Annotated in this window: 18 protein-coding genes and 1 pseudogene; 9 read left to right on the forward strand and 10 right to left on the reverse strand. The window is 63.9% G+C overall.

Features of this window, described 5'->3' with window-relative positions:
- Positions 1 to 63: 63 nt before the first annotated feature.
- Both IVA92_RS09230 and IVA92_RS09235 read right to left on the reverse strand, forming a co-directional pair.
- Positions 64 to 636 (reverse strand): cob(I)yrinic acid a,c-diamide adenosyltransferase, encoded by a 573-nt coding sequence (locus tag IVA92_RS09230; RefSeq protein WP_247279704.1) that lies wholly within the window; start codon positions 634 to 636, stop codon positions 64 to 66.
- Positions 637 to 831 carry a twin transmembrane helix small protein gene (locus IVA92_RS09235; protein WP_247279705.1) on the reverse strand — a complete coding sequence of 65 codons (195 nt, stop codon included), beginning with the start codon at positions 829 to 831 and terminating at the stop codon, positions 637 to 639.
- A gap of 342 nt (positions 832 to 1,173) precedes the next feature.
- Between IVA92_RS09235 and IVA92_RS09240 the strand changes: the two genes are divergently transcribed.
- Positions 1,174 to 2,067 (forward strand): YihY/virulence factor BrkB family protein, encoded by an 894-nt coding sequence (locus IVA92_RS09240; protein WP_247279706.1) that lies wholly within the window; start codon positions 1,174 to 1,176, stop codon positions 2,065 to 2,067.
- On the opposite strand, the gene IVA92_RS09245 is transcribed toward IVA92_RS09240, so the two are convergent.
- Complete coding sequence (locus IVA92_RS09245; RefSeq protein ID WP_247279707.1) at positions 1,994 to 3,310, reverse strand: ATP-binding protein; 1,317 nt, start codon at positions 3,308 to 3,310, stop codon at positions 1,994 to 1,996. The genes IVA92_RS09240 and IVA92_RS09245 overlap by 74 nt on opposite strands.
- A gap of 90 nt (positions 3,311 to 3,400) precedes the next feature.
- Entirely contained in the window at positions 3,401 to 4,270 is an 870-nt protein-coding gene (gene gluQRS, locus IVA92_RS09250) for a tRNA glutamyl-Q(34) synthetase GluQRS (RefSeq protein ID WP_247279708.1), read from the reverse strand.
- Between the two features lie 180 nt (positions 4,271 to 4,450).
- On the opposite strand from gluQRS, the gene IVA92_RS09255 reads away from it, so the two are divergent.
- The 8 genes and pseudogenes from IVA92_RS09255 (at position 4,451) to IVA92_RS09290 (ending at position 13,994) form a co-directional block, all read left to right on the forward strand.
- Positions 4,451 to 5,098, forward strand: coding sequence for a DNA-3-methyladenine glycosylase 2 family protein (locus IVA92_RS09255; RefSeq protein ID WP_247279709.1), 648 nt, complete (start codon positions 4,451 to 4,453; stop codon positions 5,096 to 5,098).
- Positions 5,099 to 5,281: 183 nt separating this feature from the next.
- The gene (locus IVA92_RS09260; RefSeq protein WP_247279710.1) at positions 5,282 to 7,042 is read left to right on the forward strand and encodes an NAD(P)/FAD-dependent oxidoreductase; all 1,761 of its coding nucleotides are present in this window, start codon (positions 5,282 to 5,284) and stop codon (positions 7,040 to 7,042) included.
- Between the two features lie 139 nt (positions 7,043 to 7,181).
- Positions 7,182 to 8,158, forward strand: a pseudogene (locus tag IVA92_RS09265) (peptidyl-alpha-hydroxyglycine alpha-amidating lyase family protein).
- 211 nt (positions 8,159 to 8,369) lie between these two features.
- Positions 8,370 to 8,927, forward strand: a complete 558-nt coding sequence (locus tag IVA92_RS09270) for an HNH endonuclease (protein WP_008543309.1) — start codon at positions 8,370 to 8,372, stop codon at positions 8,925 to 8,927.
- A 569-nt stretch (positions 8,928 to 9,496) separates the two neighbouring features.
- Positions 9,497 to 10,849 (forward strand): glycosyltransferase family 87 protein, encoded by a 1,353-nt coding sequence (locus tag IVA92_RS09275; RefSeq protein ID WP_247279711.1) that lies wholly within the window; start codon positions 9,497 to 9,499, stop codon positions 10,847 to 10,849.
- Positions 10,850 to 10,978: 129 nt separating this feature from the next.
- The gene (locus IVA92_RS09280) at positions 10,979 to 11,200 is read left to right on the forward strand and encodes a dodecin (protein ID WP_247279712.1); all 222 of its coding nucleotides are present in this window, start codon (positions 10,979 to 10,981) and stop codon (positions 11,198 to 11,200) included.
- A 180-nt stretch (positions 11,201 to 11,380) separates the two neighbouring features.
- Positions 11,381 to 13,285: a sensor domain-containing diguanylate cyclase gene (locus IVA92_RS09285; RefSeq protein ID WP_247279713.1), complete on the forward strand. Its 1,905-nt coding sequence runs from the start codon at positions 11,381 to 11,383 to the stop codon at positions 13,283 to 13,285.
- A gap of 61 nt (positions 13,286 to 13,346) precedes the next feature.
- Positions 13,347 to 13,994 carry an HAD family phosphatase gene (locus IVA92_RS09290; RefSeq protein WP_247279714.1) on the forward strand — a complete coding sequence of 216 codons (648 nt, stop codon included), beginning with the start codon at positions 13,347 to 13,349 and terminating at the stop codon, positions 13,992 to 13,994.
- A gap of 24 nt (positions 13,995 to 14,018) precedes the next feature.
- Here IVA92_RS09290 and IVA92_RS09295 read toward each other — a convergent pair whose 3' ends face one another.
- The 6 genes from IVA92_RS09295 to IVA92_RS09320 form a co-directional block, all read right to left on the reverse strand.
- A complete protein-coding gene (locus tag IVA92_RS09295; RefSeq protein WP_247279715.1) occupies positions 14,019 to 14,987 on the reverse strand; it encodes a dipeptide ABC transporter ATP-binding protein in 969 nt (322 codons plus the stop codon).
- Complete coding sequence (locus IVA92_RS09300) at positions 14,984 to 15,979, reverse strand: ABC transporter ATP-binding protein (protein ID WP_247279716.1); 996 nt, start codon at positions 15,977 to 15,979, stop codon at positions 14,984 to 14,986. Before IVA92_RS09300 ends, IVA92_RS09295 begins: the two co-directional genes overlap by 4 nt.
- On the reverse strand, positions 15,979 to 16,896 hold the full coding sequence (locus IVA92_RS09305) for an ABC transporter permease (protein WP_247279717.1): 918 nt from the start codon (positions 16,894 to 16,896) through the stop codon (positions 15,979 to 15,981). The genes IVA92_RS09300 and IVA92_RS09305 overlap by 1 nt, the downstream gene beginning before the upstream one ends.
- Positions 16,862 to 17,821 (reverse strand): ABC transporter permease, encoded by a 960-nt coding sequence (locus IVA92_RS09310; protein ID WP_247279718.1) that lies wholly within the window; start codon positions 17,819 to 17,821, stop codon positions 16,862 to 16,864. Before IVA92_RS09310 ends, IVA92_RS09305 begins: the two co-directional genes overlap by 35 nt.
- Positions 17,822 to 17,847: 26 nt before the next feature.
- Positions 17,848 to 19,638 (reverse strand): peptide ABC transporter substrate-binding protein, encoded by a 1,791-nt coding sequence (locus IVA92_RS09315; RefSeq protein ID WP_247279719.1) that lies wholly within the window; start codon positions 19,636 to 19,638, stop codon positions 17,848 to 17,850.
- A 257-nt stretch (positions 19,639 to 19,895) separates the two neighbouring features.
- Positions 19,896 to 21,314, reverse strand: a complete 1,419-nt coding sequence (locus IVA92_RS09320) for a M20 family metallopeptidase (RefSeq protein WP_247279720.1) — start codon at positions 21,312 to 21,314, stop codon at positions 19,896 to 19,898.
- Positions 21,315 to 21,578: the final 264 nt, after the last annotated feature.

The following is a 21,578-nucleotide window of genomic DNA, read 5'->3' on the forward strand; positions in this document are numbered from 1 at the left end:
TCAGGCCCGGTCAACGCGCGAAGGGCCAAATTTTAGACCTTAGAAACGCTCCGCCCAAATGGGTCAGCGGTTCTGGCCGGGAACCCAGAGTACGTCGCCGGCACCGTCCCCATTAGCGGCTCGGCTGGCCACGAACAGGAAGTCCGACAATCGGTTCATATATTGGATGCCAGCCGCGCTCACCGGTTCGCTGGGCCGGGCCGCCAGCTCTACCATCACTCGTTCCGCCCTGCGGCATATTGTGCGGGCAACATGGAGATGAGCCGCGGCCGGCGTGCCGCCCGGCAGCACGAAGGAAGTCAGCGGCGCGAGCTTGTCATTGAGTGCGTCGATGTCGCGCTCGAGCCGCTCGACCTGGCTCGCCACCACCCGCAGCCGCTCCGCTTTGCCTTCACGCTCGGGCACCGCAAGGTCGGCGCCGAGATCGAACAAATCGTTCTGGATGCGGCCGAGCATCGCGTCGAGCTCGGGCATATCCGAGGTGTGGAGCCGCACCACGCCGATCGCGGCATTGGTCTCGTCCACGGTGCCATAGGCCTCGATGCGCAGATCGTATTTCGGACGACGCTCGCCCGAGCCGAGCGCTGTCGTGCCGTCGTCACCGGTTTTCGTATAGATGCGATTCAACGTGACCATTTAGCGCCCCATGGCCCAGACTGCGAGCATGGCAATGATGATCGCCACAAACTGAAGCAGCACGCGCCAGCGCATCAGCTTCTGCGAGGTGTTGGGCGAGCCGCCGCGCATCATGTTGACGAGACCGAGCAGCAGCACGAGAGCCACGGCGCCGACCGCGATCGGCAGGATGAAAGTACTCAAGATAGATGCCATCCGAGGGTAGATAACACCGTGCGCGCCGGTCCGCCATGGCATCGCCGATCTGGCTTTTAACCCAATAATATCAGAAGCTAGCTGGATGATCTTGGATTCGATGCAGCCGCCCTTCGCCGCTCCCCGCTTGCGGGGAAAGGTCGAATTCGATCGCAGATCGAATCCGGGTGAGGCGGGCTCTCCGCGAATCCAACTCTCACCGTCCCCGCGAAGGCTCCCCCTCACCCGCCGCGCTCTGGCCCGCAGTTGCGCTGCCGAGGGCGTCGACCTTTCCCCGCAGGCGGGGCGAGGCGAACGACGCCGCGCGCGTAGGCGAAGGTCGACAGCCAATACGGGTGGCACGTGAAAGCGATCCGCTACATCTACGTCGTCGTGATGGACGCCTTCTACACGTTCCTCGCCGACGACGGCTGGGCGATCGCGAGTCACATCGCATTGTCGACGCTGATGGCGCTGTTCCCGTTCCTGATCGTGCTGACCTCGCTCGCCGGCTTCTTCGGCTCCAAGGAACTCGCCGACCAGGCCGCCAGCCTGATGCTCCAGGTCTGGCCAAAGCAGGTCGCCGACTCGATTTCCGGCGAGGTCCACGACGTGCTGACCACGACCCGCACCGGTATTCTGACGATCGGCGCAGCGCTGTCGGTCTATTTCGCCTCCAACGGCGTCGAGGCGCTCCGCGTCGCGCTCAACCGCGCCTATGCGGTGGTGGAGATGCGGCGCTGGTACTGGCTGCGGCTGGAATCGATTGCCTACACGTTGATTGCCGCCTTCACTGCACTCGCCATGGCGTTCCTGATCGTGCTCGGTCCGCTGATCATCGAAGCGGCACGGCGCCACATTCCCTTGTTCGTCGAGTCAAACGAAAGCATTCTCACCTGGCTGCGCTACGGCATCTCCATCAGCGCGCTGGTGGTGGCGCTGCTCATCCTGCACGCCTGGCTGCCGGCGGGACGCCGCAGTTTTCTCCAGATCCTGCCCGGCATCGTCTTCACCATCGTGGCGTCGCTGATCTCGAGCATCGTGTTCGGCCAATATCTCGCGCGCTTCGCCAACAACTATGTGACGATGTATGCTGGGCTGGCCTCGGTGATCATCGCGCTTGTGTTTCTGTATTTCATCGCCGCGATTTTCGTGTACGGCGGCGAGCTCAACGCGGCGATCATCAAGTCGCGACTGCCTCACGGCGTCTCGCTTCAAGCAGCGCAGTCGCTAAGGCCCGCGGGGACACAGGCTTGACTAGGAAGGCGTCGGCACCGGCCTCGCGCGACGCCGCTTCGTCTTCGCCGCGACCTGACACCCCGATAATCGGAATCTGCGCCAGCGGCGGCGCCATGCTGCGTATCCGCCGGATGGCCTCGACGCCGTCGATTCCGGGCAGCACCATGTCCATCAACACCGCATCGAAGGAGCCCTGCGCGAGCCGGTCCACCGCGTCCTCGCCGCGGCCGATGAACTCGGCATGATGGCCGAGCTCGGTCAAAATGGTGTTGAGCACCACGCGGCCGAACGGATTGTCCTCGACGCTGAGCACGCGGAGGGCGGCCATCGCCTCGGGCTCACTACCGTCCTTCGCCTTGCGCGATTTACCCGATACCATCGCATCCAGCGACACCGTCAGTGTGAACGTGGCGCCGCCGCCGCGCCGCGCAGCGACCGTGATGTCGCCGCCCATCGCGCGCGCCAATTGCTTCACCGAGGATAGCCCCAGGCCGGCGCCACCGAAGCGCGAGGCAATGGTGACATTGGCCTGGGTGAACGGGCGGAACAGCCGCTTGATCTCGGCCATGGTAAGGCCGATGCCGCTGTCAGACACGGCGAAGGCGATGCCGACCCTACCTTTACCCTTTGCTTTACCCTTTGCTTTACCCTTTGCTTTACCCTTTGCTTTGCCCTTGCGCTCGTCCTTGACGGGGCGCCAGGGCGCCACCGCAAGCGCCACGCCGCCCTGGTCGGTGAATTTCACGGCATTGTCGATCAGGTTCTCGAGCGCAGCGCGCAGGCGGACCGGATCGCCGACCACCAGCCCCGGCAACTTCTCGGAGATAACGACCTGGGCCCGAAGACCCTTGGCCGCGGCGCGGCCGGCCAGCGAATCGCCGGCGCTGCGGGCAAGCGTCCGCAGGTCGAACAGGTCTTGCCGGAGCGCGTGTCCACCCTTCCCGGCCCGCTTTCCTGTCCGGACCGCGTCCACAAACAGCGTGGCAAGGCTCGCCAGATGTTCGGCGCCGGCCTTGATGGTGTCGGCCCAGCGCCGCTCCCGCTCGCCAAGATCGGAGGTCGCGAGCAGGTCGCTGATTGCCAGTATTCCGGTCAGGGGGGTGCGGACCTCATGGGCAAAGGCGGCGAGCGCGGCCTGGACCACGTCCGGCGCGACCGCCTTGGTGCTGCGCTTGCGCAACCGGCCGCCCGCCCTGGACCGCTTCCGAGGCGGTCGCTTGGACGTCCGCGTGGTGCGCACTGGGCGCGTTTTCGCCGCCATGATCCCCTTCGAACCCCGGGCTATCGGGGGAAGCATGGCACGGCAGAACGCCCGGAGTCACGGCGGCGTTTGGCTAACCCCCAGAGAAACTTAACCTAATCCCACCGATCGGCGGATACTAGCCGGCGTGGCGCCCGCGGCGCGCAAGTCCCGCAGGCCGGTCGAGCGGCTCGATTTCGACAGCTTCCGCCCCTCGCCGTCGCGGATCAGAGCATGGTGGCGATAAGCGGGTTCCGGCAGGCCAAGCAGAACCTGCAGCAGGCGGTGCACCGATGTGGCATGAAACAGGTCCTGACCCCGCACGATCTCGCTGACGCCCTGGAGGGCGTCGTCGACCACGACGGACAGATGGTAGCTGGTTGGCGTCTCCTTGCGGGCGAGAATGACGTCGCCCCAGGCTTCCGGTCGCGCCGGGACGATGCCGCGCTCGCCATCCGGTCCCGCGCCGAGTTCGTTCCAGGTCAGGCCGGCGACGCGCCGAGAGGCGGCCACCATATCGAGCCGCAGCGCATAAGGCGCGCCGGACGTCATCAGTTGCTCGCGCTCGCCGGCCGACAGCAATTTGGCGTCGCCGGGATATAGCGGCGCGCCGTCGGGATCGTGCGGCCACGGCCCATCCACCTCGCGCGCGGCGACGAGCCTTGCGATCTCGGCGCGGCTTTCAAAGGCGGGATAGACGAGACCGAGCGCAGAGAGCTTTTGCAGCGCGGCGCGATAGTCGGCAAGATGCTCCGACTGCCGCCGTGCCGGTGTCTCCCAGGAGATCCCGAGCCAGGCGAGATCGTGGTAGATCGCCGACTCATAGTCCGGACGGCAGCGCGTCGCGTCGATGTCCTCGATCCGCAGCAACAGCCGCCCGCCGGTCTCGCGTGCGCGCTCGAAGTTCAGCAGCGCGGAATAGGCGTGGCCGAGATGCAGGAAGCCGTTCGGGCTCGGGGCAAATCGGAAAACGGGTGGCATGAGTTCTCGGTGTATTCGTCACTGCCGGGCTTGACCCGGCAATGCATCTTCCAGGACTCTTGTGAGGAGATCGATGCGCCGGTCCCGCCTACGCCGAAGGCTTCGGCGGGCTTTACGGCATTGGGCCGGCGTAGCTGTAGCAGAAACGGCGAGCCCGCGCATGACGAGTTGAGCAAAGCAATGGCCATCCACCTCGAATCCCAGTCCGATCTCGAAGAGGCCGTCCATGCGCTCATCAAGCGCGATCCGCGCCTCAAGCCCGTGCTGGAAATTGCCGGCATGCCGGCCTTGCGGCGGCGCGAGCCAGGTTTTGCGGGCCTTGCCCATATCGTGTGCGGGCAGCAGCTGTCGACGGCGAGCGCGGCGGCGATCTGGGGACGGCTGGCCGCCGCCTTCGATCCGTTCGACCATGAGGCGGTCCGGCGCGCCCGCACCGACCGGCTGGGGCGGCTCGGCCTGTCCGCCGCCAAGATCAAGACGCTGAAACACCTCGCGCGCGAGATCGGCGCGCAGCGGCTGAACCTCGAGGTGCTCGCCGAAGAGGATGCCGACGCCGCGCATCACACGCTGATCTCGCTGCCCGGCATCGGGCCCTGGACTGCCGACGTCTACCTGCTGTTTTGCCTCGGCCATGGCGACGCCTGGCCGGCCGGGGACCTCGCTGTGCAGGAGGGGATCAAGATTGGGCTCGGCCTGAAGATGCGGCCGACGGAGAAGCAGATGGCGCCGCTCGCCGAACCCTGGCGTCCGCTGCGCGGCGCCGCGGCGCATCTGTGGTGGAGCTACTATCGCGCGGTGAAGAAGCGCGAAGGCGTGCTCTCGGCCTGACGGGCGTATTCCGCCCGAGCAGGGCCACATGCTTTCGCTGCTCGGGTAAACCGCTTTCGACGAAAGCTCATCCAGTATAGCGTCGAGCTCTATATCAGAGCATGATCTGTTCGGAAAACCGCTACACACCTTTCCGGATCATGCTCGCGAGCAAACGCCGCGAAGACGGCCACGAGGTCGCGCATGCTGGACAGGACGAAGGATATTTCCGTCTCCGCACAGGCTTGGCTCGATGAATTCGAGCGCACATTGGGCCGGCCCGAGCCCGCTGCGCTGGACCGCCTCTTTCTCACCGACAGCTTTTGGCGCGATGTGCTGGCACTGAGCTGGAATCTGCAGACGCTCGCAGGCCGCGATGCTATCGCACGGGAGTTGACCATCGTCGCACCGAAGGCGGCACCGACCGGTTTCAAGATCGCGCCAAACCGAGCGCCGCCGCGCTGGGTCACGCGCGCCGGCACCAACACCATCGAAGCGATCTTCGATTTCGAGACGGCGATCGGACGCGGCAGCGGCATCGTGCGGCTCGTTCCCGATACTGCCAATGGCGACCGCCTGCAGGCGTGGACGCTGCTCACCGCCCTCGACGAGCTCAAGGGGTTCGAGGAGCAGCTCGGCACGTCACGGCCCCGCGGCCAGGCCTATTCGCGCGACTTCCGCGGGCCGAACTGGCTCGACCATCGCAACGCCTCGCGTCACTACGCCGATCGCGACCCGGCCGTGCTGGTGGTCGGCGGCGGCCAGGCCGGGCTCGCCATCGCGGCGCGGTTGAAGCAGTTGAATGTCGACACGTTGATCGTCGATCGCGAGATGAGGATCGGCGACAACTGGCGCAAGCGCTACCATGCGCTGACCCTGCACAACCAGGTGCAGGTCAATCACCTGCCCTACATGCCGTTCCCGCCGACCTGGCCGGTCTATATTCCAAAGGACAAGCTCGCCAATTGGTTCGAAGCTTACGTCGAGGCGATGGAGCTGAATTTCTGGACCGGCACCGAACTCGAGGGCGGCGTCTATGACGAGGCGAAGGGGCGCTGGTTGGTGACGCTGCGCCGCGCCGACGGCAGCAAGCGGACCATGCATCCGCGCCATGTGGTGATGTCGACCGGAGTCAGCGGCATCGCCAACATGCCCGACATTCCGGGCCTTGCCGATTTCAAGGGCACGCTGCTGCATTCCAGCCGCTATGAGGACGGCGAGAGCTGGACGGGCAAGCGCGCCATCGTGATCGGCACCGGCAATAGCGGCCACGACATCGCGCAGGACCTTCACTCCAGCGGCGCGAAGGTGACGCTGGTGCAGCGCTCGCCGACGCTTGTCACCAATATCGAGCCGTCGGCGCAACTGGCTTACGCGACCTACAATGAGGGCACGCTCGAGGACAACGATCTGATCGCGGCCTCGATGCCGACACCGCTCGCGCGGAAGACCCATGTGATGCTGACGGAGCAGTCGAAGGAGCTCGATAAGGAGCTGCTGGACGGCCTGCGGCGCGTCGGCTTCAAGCTCGACTTCGGCGAGGCCGGCACCGGCTGGCAATTCAAATACCTCACCCGCGGCGGCGGCTATTATTTCAACGTCGGCTGCTCCAACCTGATTATCGAGGGCGCGATCAAGCTGAAGCAGTTTACCGACATCGAGAGCTTGGTCGCCGAGGGAGCACGGATGAAGGACGGCTCGATCATTCCGGCCGATCTCATCGTCCTCTCCACCGGCTACAAGCCACAGGAATATCTCGTGCGCAAATTGTTTGGGGACGCCATCGCCGACCGCGTCGGGCCGGTCTGGGGTTTTGGCGATGGCTTCGAGCTGCGCAACATGTACACACGCACGAAGCAGCCGGGTCTCTGGTTCATCGCAGGCAGCCTCGCGCAGTGCCGGATCAACTCGAAATATCTCGCGCTCCAGATCAAGGCGATCGAGGAGGGGATATTGCGGGCGTGAGGTGGTGCCACATGATCCAGCCGTCATTCCGGGGCGCAACGAAGTCGCGAGCCCAAAATCCATTGCGTCGCATATTGGCGGATGGATGGATTCCGGGCTCGCGATAACGCGCGCCCCCGAATGACAGGAGGAGGAACCCATGCCAGCCATTCTCGGCAGCGGCGAGCACCGCTACCGCGTGGTCGAAAACTTCGCCAAGCTGCCGGACAGCTGGCAACTCACCGACGTCGCCTCGGTCGCGGTCGACAGCAAGGACCAGATCTACGTTTTCAACCGCGGCGCTCATCCGATGGTGGTGCTCGACCGCGAAGGCAATTTCCTGCGCAGCTGGGGCGAAGGCCTGTTCTCGCGCGCGCATGGCCTGCATATCGACGCGGAGGACAATCTCTACTGCACCGATGACGGCGACCACACCGTGCGCAAATGCACCACTGAGGGCAAGGTACTGCTGACGATCGGCATTCCCGAGAAGCCAGCGCCGTTCATGAGCGGCGATCCCTTCCACCGCTGCACCCACACCGCGCTGTCGCCGAAGGGCGAGATCTACGTCTCCGACGGCTATGGCAATGCGCGCGTGCACAAGTTCACCCCCGACGGCAAGCTGATGAGGAGCTGGGGCGAGCCGGGGACCGATCCCGGTCAGTTCAACATCGTGCACAATATTGCCACTGACGCCCACGGCTGGGTTTACGTCGCCGACCGCGAGAACCACCGCGTGCAGGTGTTCGATGGAGACGGCAAATACGAGACGCAGTGGAACAACTTGCACCGCCCCTGCGCGCTGTGCTGCTGCGGTGGGGCTAAGAGCCCGACCTTCGTGGTCGGCGAGCTCGGCCCCGGCCTGGCCGTCAACCGCAAGGTGCCCAATCTCGGGCCGCGGCTATCGATCGAGACGCGCAGGGCAGGCGCATCGCGCGGCTTGGCGGCGAGGAAGGGCCCGGCGTGGCCAGCGGAAAGTTTTTGGCGCCGCACGGCATCGCCCTGGATTCGAAGGGCGCCATCTATGTCGGTGAAGTCGGTGTTACCGACTGGAAGACGAGCTTTCCGGACGAGGAGATGCCGCCCGCGGTGCGCGCCACGCGATGTTTGCAGAAGCTCGAGCGGGTGCGGGAGTAGCGAAGATAGAGCTGCAACGCACCGTGAAGGCGGTTCCGGGCCGGCTGCATGGTCCCCGGGGATCGCGGCTTTTTGAGCGCTTTTGCCACCTCGCCGCCGCATTGCTTGCGACTGAATAAGTCGCTCAACGGGCTTCACAATCCCGTCACGCTGCATGTAGTATGTCAGTACTTGCTGCTTCGCAGCGTACATTGGAGGCCGGGAGCGTTACTTGAACGCACATGTCTCGCAAGGCAGTTGGCCGGTGTTGGTGCTGAACGCGGACTTCCGGCCGCTGAGTTACTACCCACTGTCTTTGTGGTCGTGGCAGGACGCGATCAAGGCGGTGTTCCTCGACCGCGTCAACATCGTCGCGCATTACGACCAGGCGGTTCGAAGTCCGACGTTAGAGATGCAATTGCCGAGCGTGGTTTCGCTCAAATCCTTCGTCAAGCCGACCACCCATCCCGCCTTCACCCGTTTCAACGTCTTCCTGCGCGATCGTTTCGCCTGCCAATATTGCGGCTCGCCTGAAGACCTCACCTTCGATCACATCATCCCGCGCAGCAAAGGCGGCCAGACCACCTGGGAGAACGTGGTCGCGGCGTGCTCGCCCTGTAATCTGCGCAAGGGCAATCTCACCCCGGCGCAAGCAAAAATGTTTCCGCGCCAGAGTGCGTTCGCGCCGACCGTACACCAACTCCACCGCAACGGCCGCCTGTTTCCGCCGAACTATCTGCACGACAGCTGGCTGGACTATCTATATTGGGATACGGAGCTGGATCCGTAGAGGCGGGAGCGTGTTGACGATGGCTCTTCGGCTTTCCCCGCGGCGTTCAACTGGCGGTCCTTCTGGTTGCTTTTGGACTTGCGTGGCCCGTCACCGTCCATGAATTGGACTGTGGACTGGGATGGTCGAAGCCGATCGGCACCTTGATGTCGGAGAGCGGGGTGCAGTCGATGAATAGGCCAGGCGGTCCTCTCATCAGGACATCGCTGTCTGTGCGCCTGCTCCATGTCGATCTGATTGGCTGAAATCCAGTCGATCTCGAATGCGACACTTAATGGCGTTTCCGCACCGACCGGATGGACGCCGAGAAGGAATTTCTCGGGGCGATTTTGAAAGCACCGGAGAGGCACCCGCTGGAATCAGCCAAGATGTCCTATGCGACGGCCTTTGCGGGGCAACCGAGCGGGATCTCGGATCCACCGGCATCGGCTTCGGCCGCACCAATGCGACCTTTTGCTTGAATTCTGCGACAGTCCTTACTCTCCCTTAAACCTCTGGTGGCAATTTGGCCGGGGATCGGCGGAACCGCGTACCCGGCCGCGATCTATCAGGGTTCGAGGTCGTCGCCGATGTTTGCCGAGACGCTGGAAGCGGTTCAATCCTCACCGTCGAAGCGGACGATCTATGTCCGCTTCGTGCTTGCGACGCTCGCTGTGATGGTCCTGTTCAAGACGTTCAGGTTCGGCCGCTGGAGCGCCTGGCAAGTCCGCGAACTGTCAGATTTCGACGCCTTCTACATCGTCGCACAGCAGATCTGCTACGGTCAGCTCGATCTGGTCTACCGGTTCGAGACGCTGGTCAAGCTTCAGCAGGCATTTGCCGGTTCAACCAGCTTCATGCCCTGGACTTATCCGCCGCAGTTCGATCTTCTGGTGGCGCCATTCGCGCTGCTGCCGGCCGGCATCGCCTATCTGCTGTTCATCACGGCCACGCTGGTTGCCTACCTCCTGACGCTTCGGGCCATCGCCGGGCAGAATTTCGCGCTCGTCTTGGTCGTGCTGTTTCCTGCGCTGGCGATCACGGTCGGCTGCGGCCAGAACGGCTTCCTGACCGGCACCCTAATCGGCATCGTCTGCCTCAACGTCGAGCGGCGTCAGATCATCGCTGGTCTTGCTCTGGGGGCAATGGTGATCAAGCCGCACCTGGCCATCGCCGCCGGAGTCTACATGCTGGCGACGCGCCGCTGGGGGGCGCTCGCGACCGCCGCTGCAGTCGTGCTCGCAAGCTCGCTCGTCTGCACGCTCGTGTTCGGATGGCAGATCTGGACCGCATGGCTCGGCGCAATCCGGGAATCGGCTATCTTCCTGGAGCGCGGCTTCTATCCGCTGTTCCGCATGGTCTCGACCTACGCTGCGCTTGGCCGGGCCGGCCTTCCCTCAAGCGTTGCCTTCTGGATGCAGGCGGCTGCGGCGAGCCTCGCCCTGTTTGCGGTCGTGCTTGCGGTCTGGCTTGGAACGGCGCGCAGGGCCTCACCCAATTTCGCGTTCGGTGTCGCTGCCATGGTGTCGGTGATGATCAGCCCCTACGCCTATGATTACGACCTGCCGATCATCGGAATCGGCCTTGCGTTGATGCTTCCTGATCTTGCACAAGTGGCGAACGCCCGGGAGCGCAGTTTCCTCTACGGATTGATCCTGCTTGCCGGCGCCTATGGAATGCTGCAATCGGCCAGACTCGCAGCGCAGTTCGGCAATGAAGCGGATCTGACTGGGATGGACGACAAATTTGTACCTTCCATCGGCGGCTTCGCGATGATGGTGCTGCTGGCCCTGCTGCTGCGCCTGCTCTGGCGAGCCACTCAACCTGCGCCCATCGTGCAGCAGGCTGCAGATAGCCTGCGTCCACCGCATCGCCAGCCTGACGCCGCCGAGTGTGAGCGCTACGTCCTGTCGCGCCGCGCGGAATCCGTGGGCAGCGCTTAGCAGGAGGAGACTGCCCCCTCCACCACCGGGCGTATGCCGGCCATCGCAAGACGGAACCTGAAGCATTGGCGCTCGTTCAGATCAGAGCGCAAGCGATGCATGCCGCAGCGCAACCGAGGGAGGCTCATCATGCCCACAGCCGAACATGATCACGTCTATAAGATCCTGGAACTGGTCGGATCATCCGAGACCTCCATCGAGGATGCGATCCAGAACGCGATCGGGCGCGCCGCCAAGACCGTTCGCGAGATGAAATGGTTCGAGGTTGTGCAGACGCGCGGCCACATCGAGAACGGCACTGTCCGTCACTATCAGGTCACGCTGCGCGTCGGCTTCACGCTGGAGGGATGACGCAGCGGACGCAGGATGAGGCTGTCACGCTGCGGCGAGGTGGTTAACAACCGCCGAGCAGAGTCGGTCAAGATCTCGTCGACCCGTCCGGTTGACTACGGACGCACAAAATCATCGCAGAAGTTGCAACAGGCCGTTAAGGCCAAAGTGAGAGGTTTGCACCGATTTGGAGCAAGCCTGATGGTCACGAGCCGCGAACTCGGCAAGACGCGCCTTCCGCTTTGGGCGGCGGGCTTCGTCGCGCTGACTTGCGTGGCGATCCTCGGCTTGAGCGCCTGGCGTGAATGGGAAGCGCGCAATGCCGATCTCAGGGCAGCCGAAGTCGACGTCACCAATCTGGCGCATTCGCTGATCCAGCACGCGGACGATACATTCGAACTGGTCGACACGATCCTGGTCGGGTTGGTCCATCGGCTCGAAATCGACGGGACGGGTCCGGACACGATTGCGAAACTCCAGGCTTATCTGCCGACACGCAAATCATCGGACCGCATCCGCGGCATCTTCGTCTACGACGCGACCGGCCGCTGGCTTGCCACGACTGAACGCCTCGACTTCTCCAACCTTAACAACAGCGATCGCGGTTATTTCCGCCACCATCGCGACTCGCCTGCAACCGGCACGCTGATCGGACCGCCCGTCAAGAGCAGAGCCGGCGGCCAATGGATCATCACCGCATCCCGCCGGATCAACGATTCCGACGGCGGCTTCGCCGGCGTTGCCCTGCTCACGATCGACGTCAGCTATTTCGTCAAGTTCTACGAGCGGTTCGACATCGGTCCGAACGGCTCGGCATCGCTGCTCAACAATAGCGGCATCATGCTGGCGCGCAGTCGCGACGAGAGCGGCGCCTTCGTTGGACGCGACCTGTCCAATGCGCCCCTGTTCAGAAGCTGGAAAAGCCGCCCCGCCGCCTCGGTCTACTATTTCAAATCGCCGCTCGATGGCGTGGAGCGGCTGAGCTACTACCAGCGCAGCAGCCGCTATCCGCTGATGGTGCTGGCGAGCAAGTCGCAAGACGACGTGCTGGCGCCCTGGCGACGCGCGGCGGCCGCGCGCATGACCTTCGTCCTCGGCCTCGTTCTGCTGATCGCGGTGATCGGCTTCTACTTGGTCCGTCAGTTGGTGCAGCGGCAGCTCATGGCCCAGGCCTTGGTTGCCAAGGAAGCGAATTTCCGCCTGCTGGCCGAGCAATCCAGCGACATGGTGACCCGGATCGGGCTCGATAACCGGCTGCTCTACGTCTCTCCCTCATGCGCGCGCATCACCGGCTGGTCCGCCGAGGAACTGCTGGACACGTCGGCTTTGGCCGGCATTCACACGGACGACATGCAACGGGTCGAGCAGGCGATCATTGCGCTGAAGAATGGCGAAGCCGAGGAAGCGCGGTTCGTCTATCGCCAGCGTCATCGCGACAAGGGCGAGATCTGGGCCGAGGCGGCGCTGCACGTGACCCTTGCCTCGGACAGCGGTGCCATCGACGGCGTCGTCGCGGTGGTGCGCGACATGACCGAGCAGAAGGACCTTCAGGACAAACTCGCCTCGCTCGCAACGACCGACGGCCTTACCGGCCTCGCCAACCGACGCACATTCGACGAACGTCTCGCCGATGAGTGGGCGCGCGCCCGGCGCGACGGCACGCAGCTCTCGCTGCTGCTGGTCGATGTCGATCATTTCAAGAAGTTCAACGATCATTACGGACATCAGGCGGGCGACGCCTGCCTGCGCGCGCTCGGCAGGATCCTGTCCGCCCAGGCCAAGCGCCCGGCCGACCTCGCCGCGCGCTACGGCGGCGAGGAATTCGCCGTGCTGTTGCCGAACACCGGCCCGGATGGCTGCACCGAGATCGGCGAAGGGATTCGCCAGGCGCTGCACGGTCTCGGCATGCTGCATGCACAGAATCCACCTTCCCGGCTGGTGACTGCGAGCGTTGGCGGCGCGACGGCTCTTCCGTCCCAGACCGCGATGGACTGCAGCACGCTGGTCGCGGCCGCCGACCGCGCGCTCTACGCGGCCAAGGACAGCGGCCGTGACCGGCTGGTGATGTCGGGACAGGTCGTTCCGTGGCCGGCCAAGAGCGCGTGACGACCTCTCCTCTGGATTTGTCCGTCGGGTCCGGACGGGATATGATTTGCACCGCGGCCGGATGTTCGGCCGATCCGAGAGTGCTGCGGTGACTGGCGAGATTAAGCTCGTCCTTTTCGATATGGACAACGTCCTCTGTGACTACGAGAGGGAAAAGCGCGTCGCCTTTCTTGCGGAGCTGGCCGGGATCACGAGTGAAGCCGTCTACAAGGCGATCTGGGCATCCGGATTCGAATTTCTCGGCGACACTGGCGCGCTCGATGCCTCAGACTATCTGCGCGGGTTCGGCGAGCGCATCGGTTATTCCCTATCGCTCGACGAATGGGTCGAGGCGCGGCGCCGTTCAATGCAGGCCAAACGCGCGATGCTGGAGATTGCCGACAGCTTGCGCAAGACCGTCGACATTGCCGTCCTTACCAACAACACCACGCTGGTCGCTGACCATATCGACACCCTGCTGCCGGACTTGCGCCCGCTGTTCGGCTCTCAAATCTACACCTCGGCCCAGTTCAAGACGGCGAAGCCGGACCCGCGCTGCTACCGCCGCTGCCTGTCCGAGCTCAACGTGAGGCCGGAGATGGCCCTGTTCGTCGACGATGTCGCGGCCAATGTTGCCGGCGCGCGCGAGGCGGGTCTCTCCGCGCATCACCATACGTCGGTGCAGGCTTTCAAGCAGGCCCTTTCGGAGCACGGCCTGCTTCACGAATGACTCGCGCTCCGCTTTCCGCCGGCATCAAGCCAGATGGCACGCCACAAAGTGCCCGCCCGCCCCTTCCCTCAGCTCCGGCGCGCTTTCCGCACAGCGCGGCTGGGCGATCGGACAACGGGTGTGGAAGTGGCAGCCGGATGGCGGTTTCATCGGGCTCGGCACGTCGCCCTTGAGGCGGATGCGTTCGCGCTTGAACTTGGGATCGGGCACCGGCACCGCGGACAGGAGCGCCCTGGTGTAGGGATGCTGCGGGTTGCGGTAGAGATCACTCGCCTTCGCGAGTTCGACGATGCGGCCGAGATACATCACCGCGACGCGATCGGAGATGTGCTCGACGACAGAGAGATCGTGCGCGACGAACAAATAGGTGAGGTTCAGCTCGGCCTGGAGATCTTCCAACAGGTTGATCACTTGCGCCTGAATCGACACGTCGAGCGCGGAGACCGGCTCGTCGCAGACGATCAGCTTCGGTTCGACCGCGAGCGCCCGCGCGATCACGATGCGCTGGCGCTGGCCGCCGGAGAACTCGTGCGGGTAGCGCCGCATGTGCTCGGCCTTGAGCCCAACCTTGACCAGGAGACCTGCGACGCGCTCCTCGCGCTCTTTCGCGGACGAGGCGAGATTGTGGATGGTGAAGGCTTCGCCGAGGATCGCACCGACCGTCATGCGCGGATTGAGCGAGGCGAACGGATCCTGGAATACGAGCTGCATGTTCCGCCGCATCGCGCGCAGATCGTTGCCGCCGAGCTTACGCACGTCCTGGCCGTCGAAGGTGACCTCGCCGTCGGTCGGCTCGATCAGGCGCAGCACGCAACGCCCCGTCGTGGACTTGCCGCAGCCGGACTCGCCGACGAGGCCGAGCGTCTCGCCGCGATTCACGGAGAAAGACACGCCGTCGACCGCGTAGACGGTCCCAACTTGGCGCGACAGCAGACCGCCGAGCACGGGAAAATGTTTCTTCAGGCCGCTGACGCGCAGCAACGGTTGGCTCATGCCGCGCCTCCCAGACTGGTATCTCCCAAGTGACAGGCCACGCGATGCCCGGGCGCGATCTCGCGCAGCAGCGGCTCCTTCCCGGTGCACACGTTCATGGCGAACTTGCAGCGCGGGGCAAAGCGGCAGCCGACCGGCGGATTGATCAGGATCGGCACCGAGCCGCCGATCGCCTCCAGCCGCGTCTTGTGCTCGCTGTCGAGATCGATGCGCGGGATCGAGCGGATCAACCCTTGCGTATAGGGATGGCGGGGATCGCCGAAGAGATCGTCGACGAGCGCCTCCTCCACCACCTTGCCGGCATACATTACGACGACACGCTGCGCGGTTTCGGCGACGACACCCATCGCATGGGTGATCAGCATCACCGCCATGCCGAAGCGGTCCTTCATGTCCTGGAGCAGGTCGAGAATCTGGGCCTGGATGGTGACGTCCAGCGCGGTTGTCGGCTCGTCGGCGATGATCAGCTTCGGCTTGCAGGCGAGCGCCATCGCGATCATCACGCGCTGGCGCATGCCGCCGGAGAACTGGTGCGGATAGTTGTGCACGCGGCCTTCGGCGTTCGGGATCTGCACCAGCTTCAGCATCTCGATGGTGCGCTCGAGCGCCTGCTTCTTGGTTACCGCTTCGTGCCGCCGCAGGCTCTCGGCGATCTGCTCGCCAATGGTGAGCACCGGATTGAGCGAGGTCATCGGCTCCTGGAAGATGAAGCCGATCTCCTTGGCGCGGACCTCGTCAAGCTGATTGCTCGTCAAAGGAACGAGATCGCGACCCTCGAACATGATCTGGCCCGCCGCGATCCGGCCCGGCGGCATAGCGATCAGCTTCAGGATCGACATCGCCGTCACGGTCTTACCGCAGCCAGACTCGCCGACGACGCACAGCGTCTCGCCGCGATTGACGGAGATGTCGACGCCGTCGACGGCCTGGAGGATGCCGTCGTCGGTGGAGAAGTGGGTTTTTAGACCCTTGATTTCGAGCAGTGGCGCCATCAGATCACCCGTCGCGCATCGAGCGCGTCACGCAAGCCGTCACCGATGAAGTTGATGGCTACCACCGCGATGAAGATCGCGCCGCCCGGGAACAGCGCCCAATGCGGGCCGATGTCGAGAAAATCCTTGGCGTCGTACAGCAGCCGCCCCCAAGTCGGGGTATCCGGCGGAAAGCCGAGGCCGAGGAACGACAACGTCGATTCGGCGATGATGGCGGCAGCGACGTCGATGGTGCCGGCGATGATCACGGGGCCGAGCGCATTGGGCAGGATGTGGCGCACCACCTGCCGCACTGGACTGGCGCCGAGCGCCCGCGCGGCCTCGACGAATTCTTTCTCGCGGATCGACAGGAACTGCGCGCGCACGAGGCGCGCCACCGGCATCCAGCGGAGGCCGCCGATCACGAGCACGATCAGGATAAAGATGCCGCCCTCCGGGCCGAACGCGGCTTTCAGCCCGTCGCGGAAGAGATAAATGAGCAACAGCAGGAGCGGCAATTGCGGCAGCGACAAAAAGAGATCGGTGAGCCACATCAGCCCATGACCGAGCGCACCGCGCGACATGCCGGCGAGCGCACCGATCAGCACACCGACAAAGACCGAGACCAGCATTGCGGCGAGACCGACCGCGAGCGAGATGCGCCCGCCATAGATCATGCGGGCCAGGATGTCCTGGCCGAGATCGTCGGTGCCGAAAGGATGGGCCAGCGATGGGCCCTGCATACCCGCGACGATGTCGATGTCGTCGATCTTGACCCGCCAGACGAAGGGGCCAATCACCACCGCCAGGATCAGAACGAGAAGCAGGAACGCACTGACCACAGCGAGCTTGTGGCGACTATAGCGCCGCCACGTCTCGCGCCAGGGCGAGTAGACGCGCCGCTCAGCGGAAGGAGATGCGAGGGTCAAGCCAGCCATAAAGGATGTCCGCGATGAGATTGAACAGCACGACGAGGCACGCGAACACGAAGGTGACGGCCATCACCACCGGCGTGTCGTTGGACAGGATCGAGGAGATCAGCAGCGAGCCGATACCAGGAATGCGGAAGATCTGCTCGGTGACGATGGCGCCCCCGAACACCGCCGGCATCTGCAACGCAATGAGCGTCACGACCGGGATCATGGCGTTGCGCATCACGTGCTTGACGATAACTTTGGTTTGTCCGAGGCCCTTGGCGCGCGCCGTGGTGACATAGTCGAGCCGGATCACGTCGAGCATCGCCGAGCGCACGAAGCGCGTCATCGACGCCGCCTGGAACAGGCCGAGCACCGCCACCGGCATGATCGCCTGGCGGATCATCTCCAGCACCCAGTGGATTCCCGTGCCCTTGATGTCGGTGGTGTAGACGAAGGGCAGCCAGTCGAGCGTGACCGAGAAGATCAGGATGAACAGGATGCCCGTGAAGAAGGTCGGCAGCGAGAAGCCGACGAAGGCGAGCGTATTCGCGATCTGGTCGAATAGCGAATATGGCCTGGTCGCCGCGTACACGCCGACGGGAATCGCGATCAGGAGCGCAAGGATCTGCGCCGAGCCGATCACGTAGAGGGTCGCGGGCAGGCGCTGGAGGATCAGCGTGTCGACGTTCATCCGGCTGACGAAGGAGAAGCCCCAGTCGCCGTGCAGCATGGCGTTGAGCCAATGCAGGTAGCGAAGGTGAATCGGATCGTCGAGGCCGAACTTGGCCCGAAGTGCCGCCTGCACTTCGGGCGGCACGTTCGGATTGGTCGCCAGCTCGGAGAACGGATCGCCGGGGGCGAGCGCGAGCACGACGAACAGCACGACCGAGATTCCGAGCAGGCTCGGAATCGCGATCAGCAGGCGACGCAGGACGTATTGGCTCATAGGGAAATCCGTCTACGCCCTCGGGATCATGCCTCCCGGTACCAGTCGAACAGGTTGTCGGTCTCGTTGGCCCAACCGCTGACGATGCAGACAAGGTTGTTGGCCGCGGCTTCCACCTTGAGGCGATGCTGCACTGGGATGAATACGACCTCCTGAATCAAGAGATCATTGGCCTTGATGTACAGCGCGGCGCGCTTGATCGGGTCCATTTCGGCTTCTGCCGCTGCGATGATCGCGTCGTAGTCCTTGTTGACCCAACGCGGAAAATTGGTGCCCTGCCACTTGTTCTCCTTGGTTGACACCCTGTCCGACGTATAGCGGCGCATGTGCTGCGAAGGATCCGGCTGGCTCATGGGAATCTGGAACATCTCCAGGTCCGCATAGAACTTCGGATAAGTGTCGGGATTGCCGACGTCCGAGGAGAAGAACACGGAGGCGACAACGGATTTGAGTTCGACATCGATGCCAGCCTTCTGGCAGGCTTGCTTGACGATCGCCTGAGTCTTCTGGCGCGGTCCGTTGATCGAGGTCTGGTACAGCAGCTTCAGCTTCTTGCCGTCCTTCTCGCGGATGCCGTCCGCGCCGGGCTTCCAGCCGGCGTCATCAAGAAGTTTCGCCGCCTTCTCGACGCTGAACTCCCAAGTGTTGTTCTTGGACACGAATTTCTCGGGACCGTTGAGGAAATTAGCGGTCGTGCGGCCGGCGCGGCCGTAGATGGCCTTTTTGACCGACTCGCGATCGACCAGCATGGACAGCGCCTTGCGCACGGCCGGATCGGAGAACAGCGGGTGCTTGGTCTTCATCGAAGAGCGTTCGCCATCGATCTCGGTGTTTGGATCGGTGAAATTGAGCGCGATGAACTCGGTGTCACCCCCCACGGCGTAGACTGCTTTGCCCTTGCCGCCCTTTTCCAGGCGCAGCAGCACGTCATCTTCGACCTGGATGTTGTAACCGAAATCGTATTCGCCGGTCTGGATCACCGCGCGCGCCGCCGAAACGGCATCGCCGCCGCCCTTCATCTCAAGCGTATCAAAGTAGGGGCGGTTGGGCATGTGGTAGTCGGAATTGATCACACCGCGCACGAGATCGCCGGGCTTGAATTCCACGAACTTGTAGGGACCGGTGCCGACGGGTGACAGGTTGTTCGGCGCCTCGCGGGATTTGGCGCCCTTGTAGTCCGCAAATAGATGTTTGGGGATGATGCAATTCGGTGCACCGACGAAAGCATCGGCCCAGAAGGGGGTCGGCTTGGCGAAAAGGAGGCGTACCGTGAGATCATCGATCTTTTCGACCTTGATGTCGCGGTAGGTGCCGATGGTGACTGCTGCGGTGGCAGGATCGCTTGCATATTCCCAGTTGAACACAACGTCGTCGGCAGTGAACGGCTTGCCATCGTGCCATTTGACGCCGGGCTTGAGCTTCCAGGTCACCGATTTGCCGTCGGCGGCGAGCCCGCCGTTCTGGATCGAGGGAATTTCTGCCGCAAGAACCAGCTTCATGTTGCCGTCGGGGTCCCAGGAGGCGAGCGGCTCGTAGAACAGGCGCGAGCCGTCCTGGTCCTTGGTGCCGGTGGCGAAGTGCGGATTGAGCAGGGTCGGGCCCTGCCACCACAGCAGCTTCAGCGCACCACCGCCGCCGCGCTTCGTCGGCTTGTAAGTCGAGGCGCCCTCGGCCATGGCGACGCCGCCGAGCGCGAGGATCTGATTGGCCAGAGGAGCGGTGAGACCGACCGCGGCCATGTGCTTGATGAAGCCGCGGCGATCCATCCGCCCGTCCTTCACCTGGCCGATCATCGAACGCAGTTCTTTATCCAGCATGGTTGTCCCCCGTCTGGTTCCTATCGTGATGACGACGGCCGTCAGAGCTGCCGCCCAATTAGCTGGCAGTAGATGGCACACCGAATGGGGGGCGCGTCAACTGGGACCGTATGTATGCAAACGGTCTTCTGGCTGTCCGTTGGGCAGAACTGCCTTCCGTGAGCCCATCCATTCGGCAATCCAGCATCAAAACACGCTGGATTGCGCGCTGCACTGCGGAAAATTTGTTCGTCGGATCAGACTTAAGTATCGACGCTCTACGTCACCGACATATCGAGCGGCGGCGCGACGTGATCCGGCAACGGACAGACGTAAGGCATCTTGGCCGTCCGCTTCTGAAGATCCGCCTTGGCAGACTTGATCAGCTCCGGTTCCGTCAGCGCCTTGATACCGAGCCCGGCCATCGCCTTGGCGGCCTGCACCATCGCCTTGTGGGCATGCGGGCTCTTGCCCTGCGCCACTACCTGCCAAGTGTGGAAGGGCGTGCCGATTGCAACCGTCGGTGCGTGAACCTGCACGGTCGGGACCACCCAGCTCACGTCGCCCACGTCGGTCGAACCGACCAGCGGGTTGCGCTTGGCATCCAGCGGCACCAGGAAGTCGGCCAGCGGCCGATCGGTGGGCTCCATGCCGATCGCGTAGTAAACCGACGAAATGTCCTTGTCGCTCAGCGTCGCACGAATCTGGCTGGCAAAGCCCTTGTCCGCCTCGTCGAAATGCGGCGGTCCGAGGTCTTCCATGATACGGTGTAGCGCCTGCTCCAGCGGGGTATTCGGCAGGATGTTGGAGACCGCGGAGATGATCTTCATTTCCATCTTGGTCTCGGTCATCAGCGCCGCGCCCTGCGCGATCTTGGACACGCGCTCGACCAGCTCGTTCATGCCGGGAAGATCGCGGGCACGGATCGAATAGCGCACCCGTGCATGGGCCTGCACCACGTTGGGCGCGATGCCGCCGGTGTCGAGCAAGGCGTAGTGCACGCGCGCATCGCTCGGCATGTGCTCGCGCATGTAGTTCACGCCGACGTTCATCAATTCCACCGCGTCGAGCGCAGAACGGCCGAGATGCGGCGAGGCCGCCGCATGTGAGGTGCGACCGGTGAAGATGAAATCCGCGCGCGTGTTGGCGAGCGAGGGCGTGACCGCCACTTCCCAGAAGCTGTGCGGATGCCAGGTGATGGCGATGTCGGCATCTTCGAACGCACCCGAGCGCACCATGAAGGCCTTTGCCGCGCCACCTTCCTCTGCGGGGCAGCCGTAATAGCGCACGCGGCCGGGCACTTTGTTCTCGGCGAGCCAGTCCTTCACCGCCGTCGCGGCGAGCAGCGCAGCGGAACCGAGCAGATTGTGACCGCAGCCATGGCCATGGCCACCGACCTCGATCGGACGGTGCTCGGCGACACCTGCCTCCTGGCTCAATCCCGGCAGCGCGTCATATTCACCCATGAAGGCAATGACCGGACCGCCTTCGCCCCACTCGCCCATCAGCGCAGTCGGGATGCCGGCGAGATTCTCGGTGATGCGGAAACCCTGATGACGCAGCTCGGCGAGATGCTCGGCGGCGGACCGCGCCTCGGTGTAGCACACCTCGGGCGTGCCCCAGATCTTATCGCTGAGGTCGATGAAACGCGCCTTGATCGTGTCGACGCCACGCCAGATGTCGCTGCGGTTATCCATGCTTCGATCCGTGATCCCTGGTCAAACGAAGCGGCAATGGTTAGCAGCTTCATTGCACCGCGCCTAGCACCTCGCCGGACACCAGCCATGCGACGGCTGCCGGGTCGAAGGGCCGGCTGTCACCTGCCACCTGCGCACGAACCGTCGTTATGCCTTTCGAAGATTTCACGCGGCGTTCTCTGGAATAGTTGGGAACGAGGCTTTCAAGACGGCGTCCTCCGGCCTAAATTATCCGTGCTTCGCGCCTCGTTCCGCCGGCGACGG

This window comes from Bradyrhizobium sp. 154 (genome assembly GCF_023073875.1).
Taxonomy (GTDB): Bacteria; Pseudomonadota; Alphaproteobacteria; order Rhizobiales; family Xanthobacteraceae; genus Bradyrhizobium.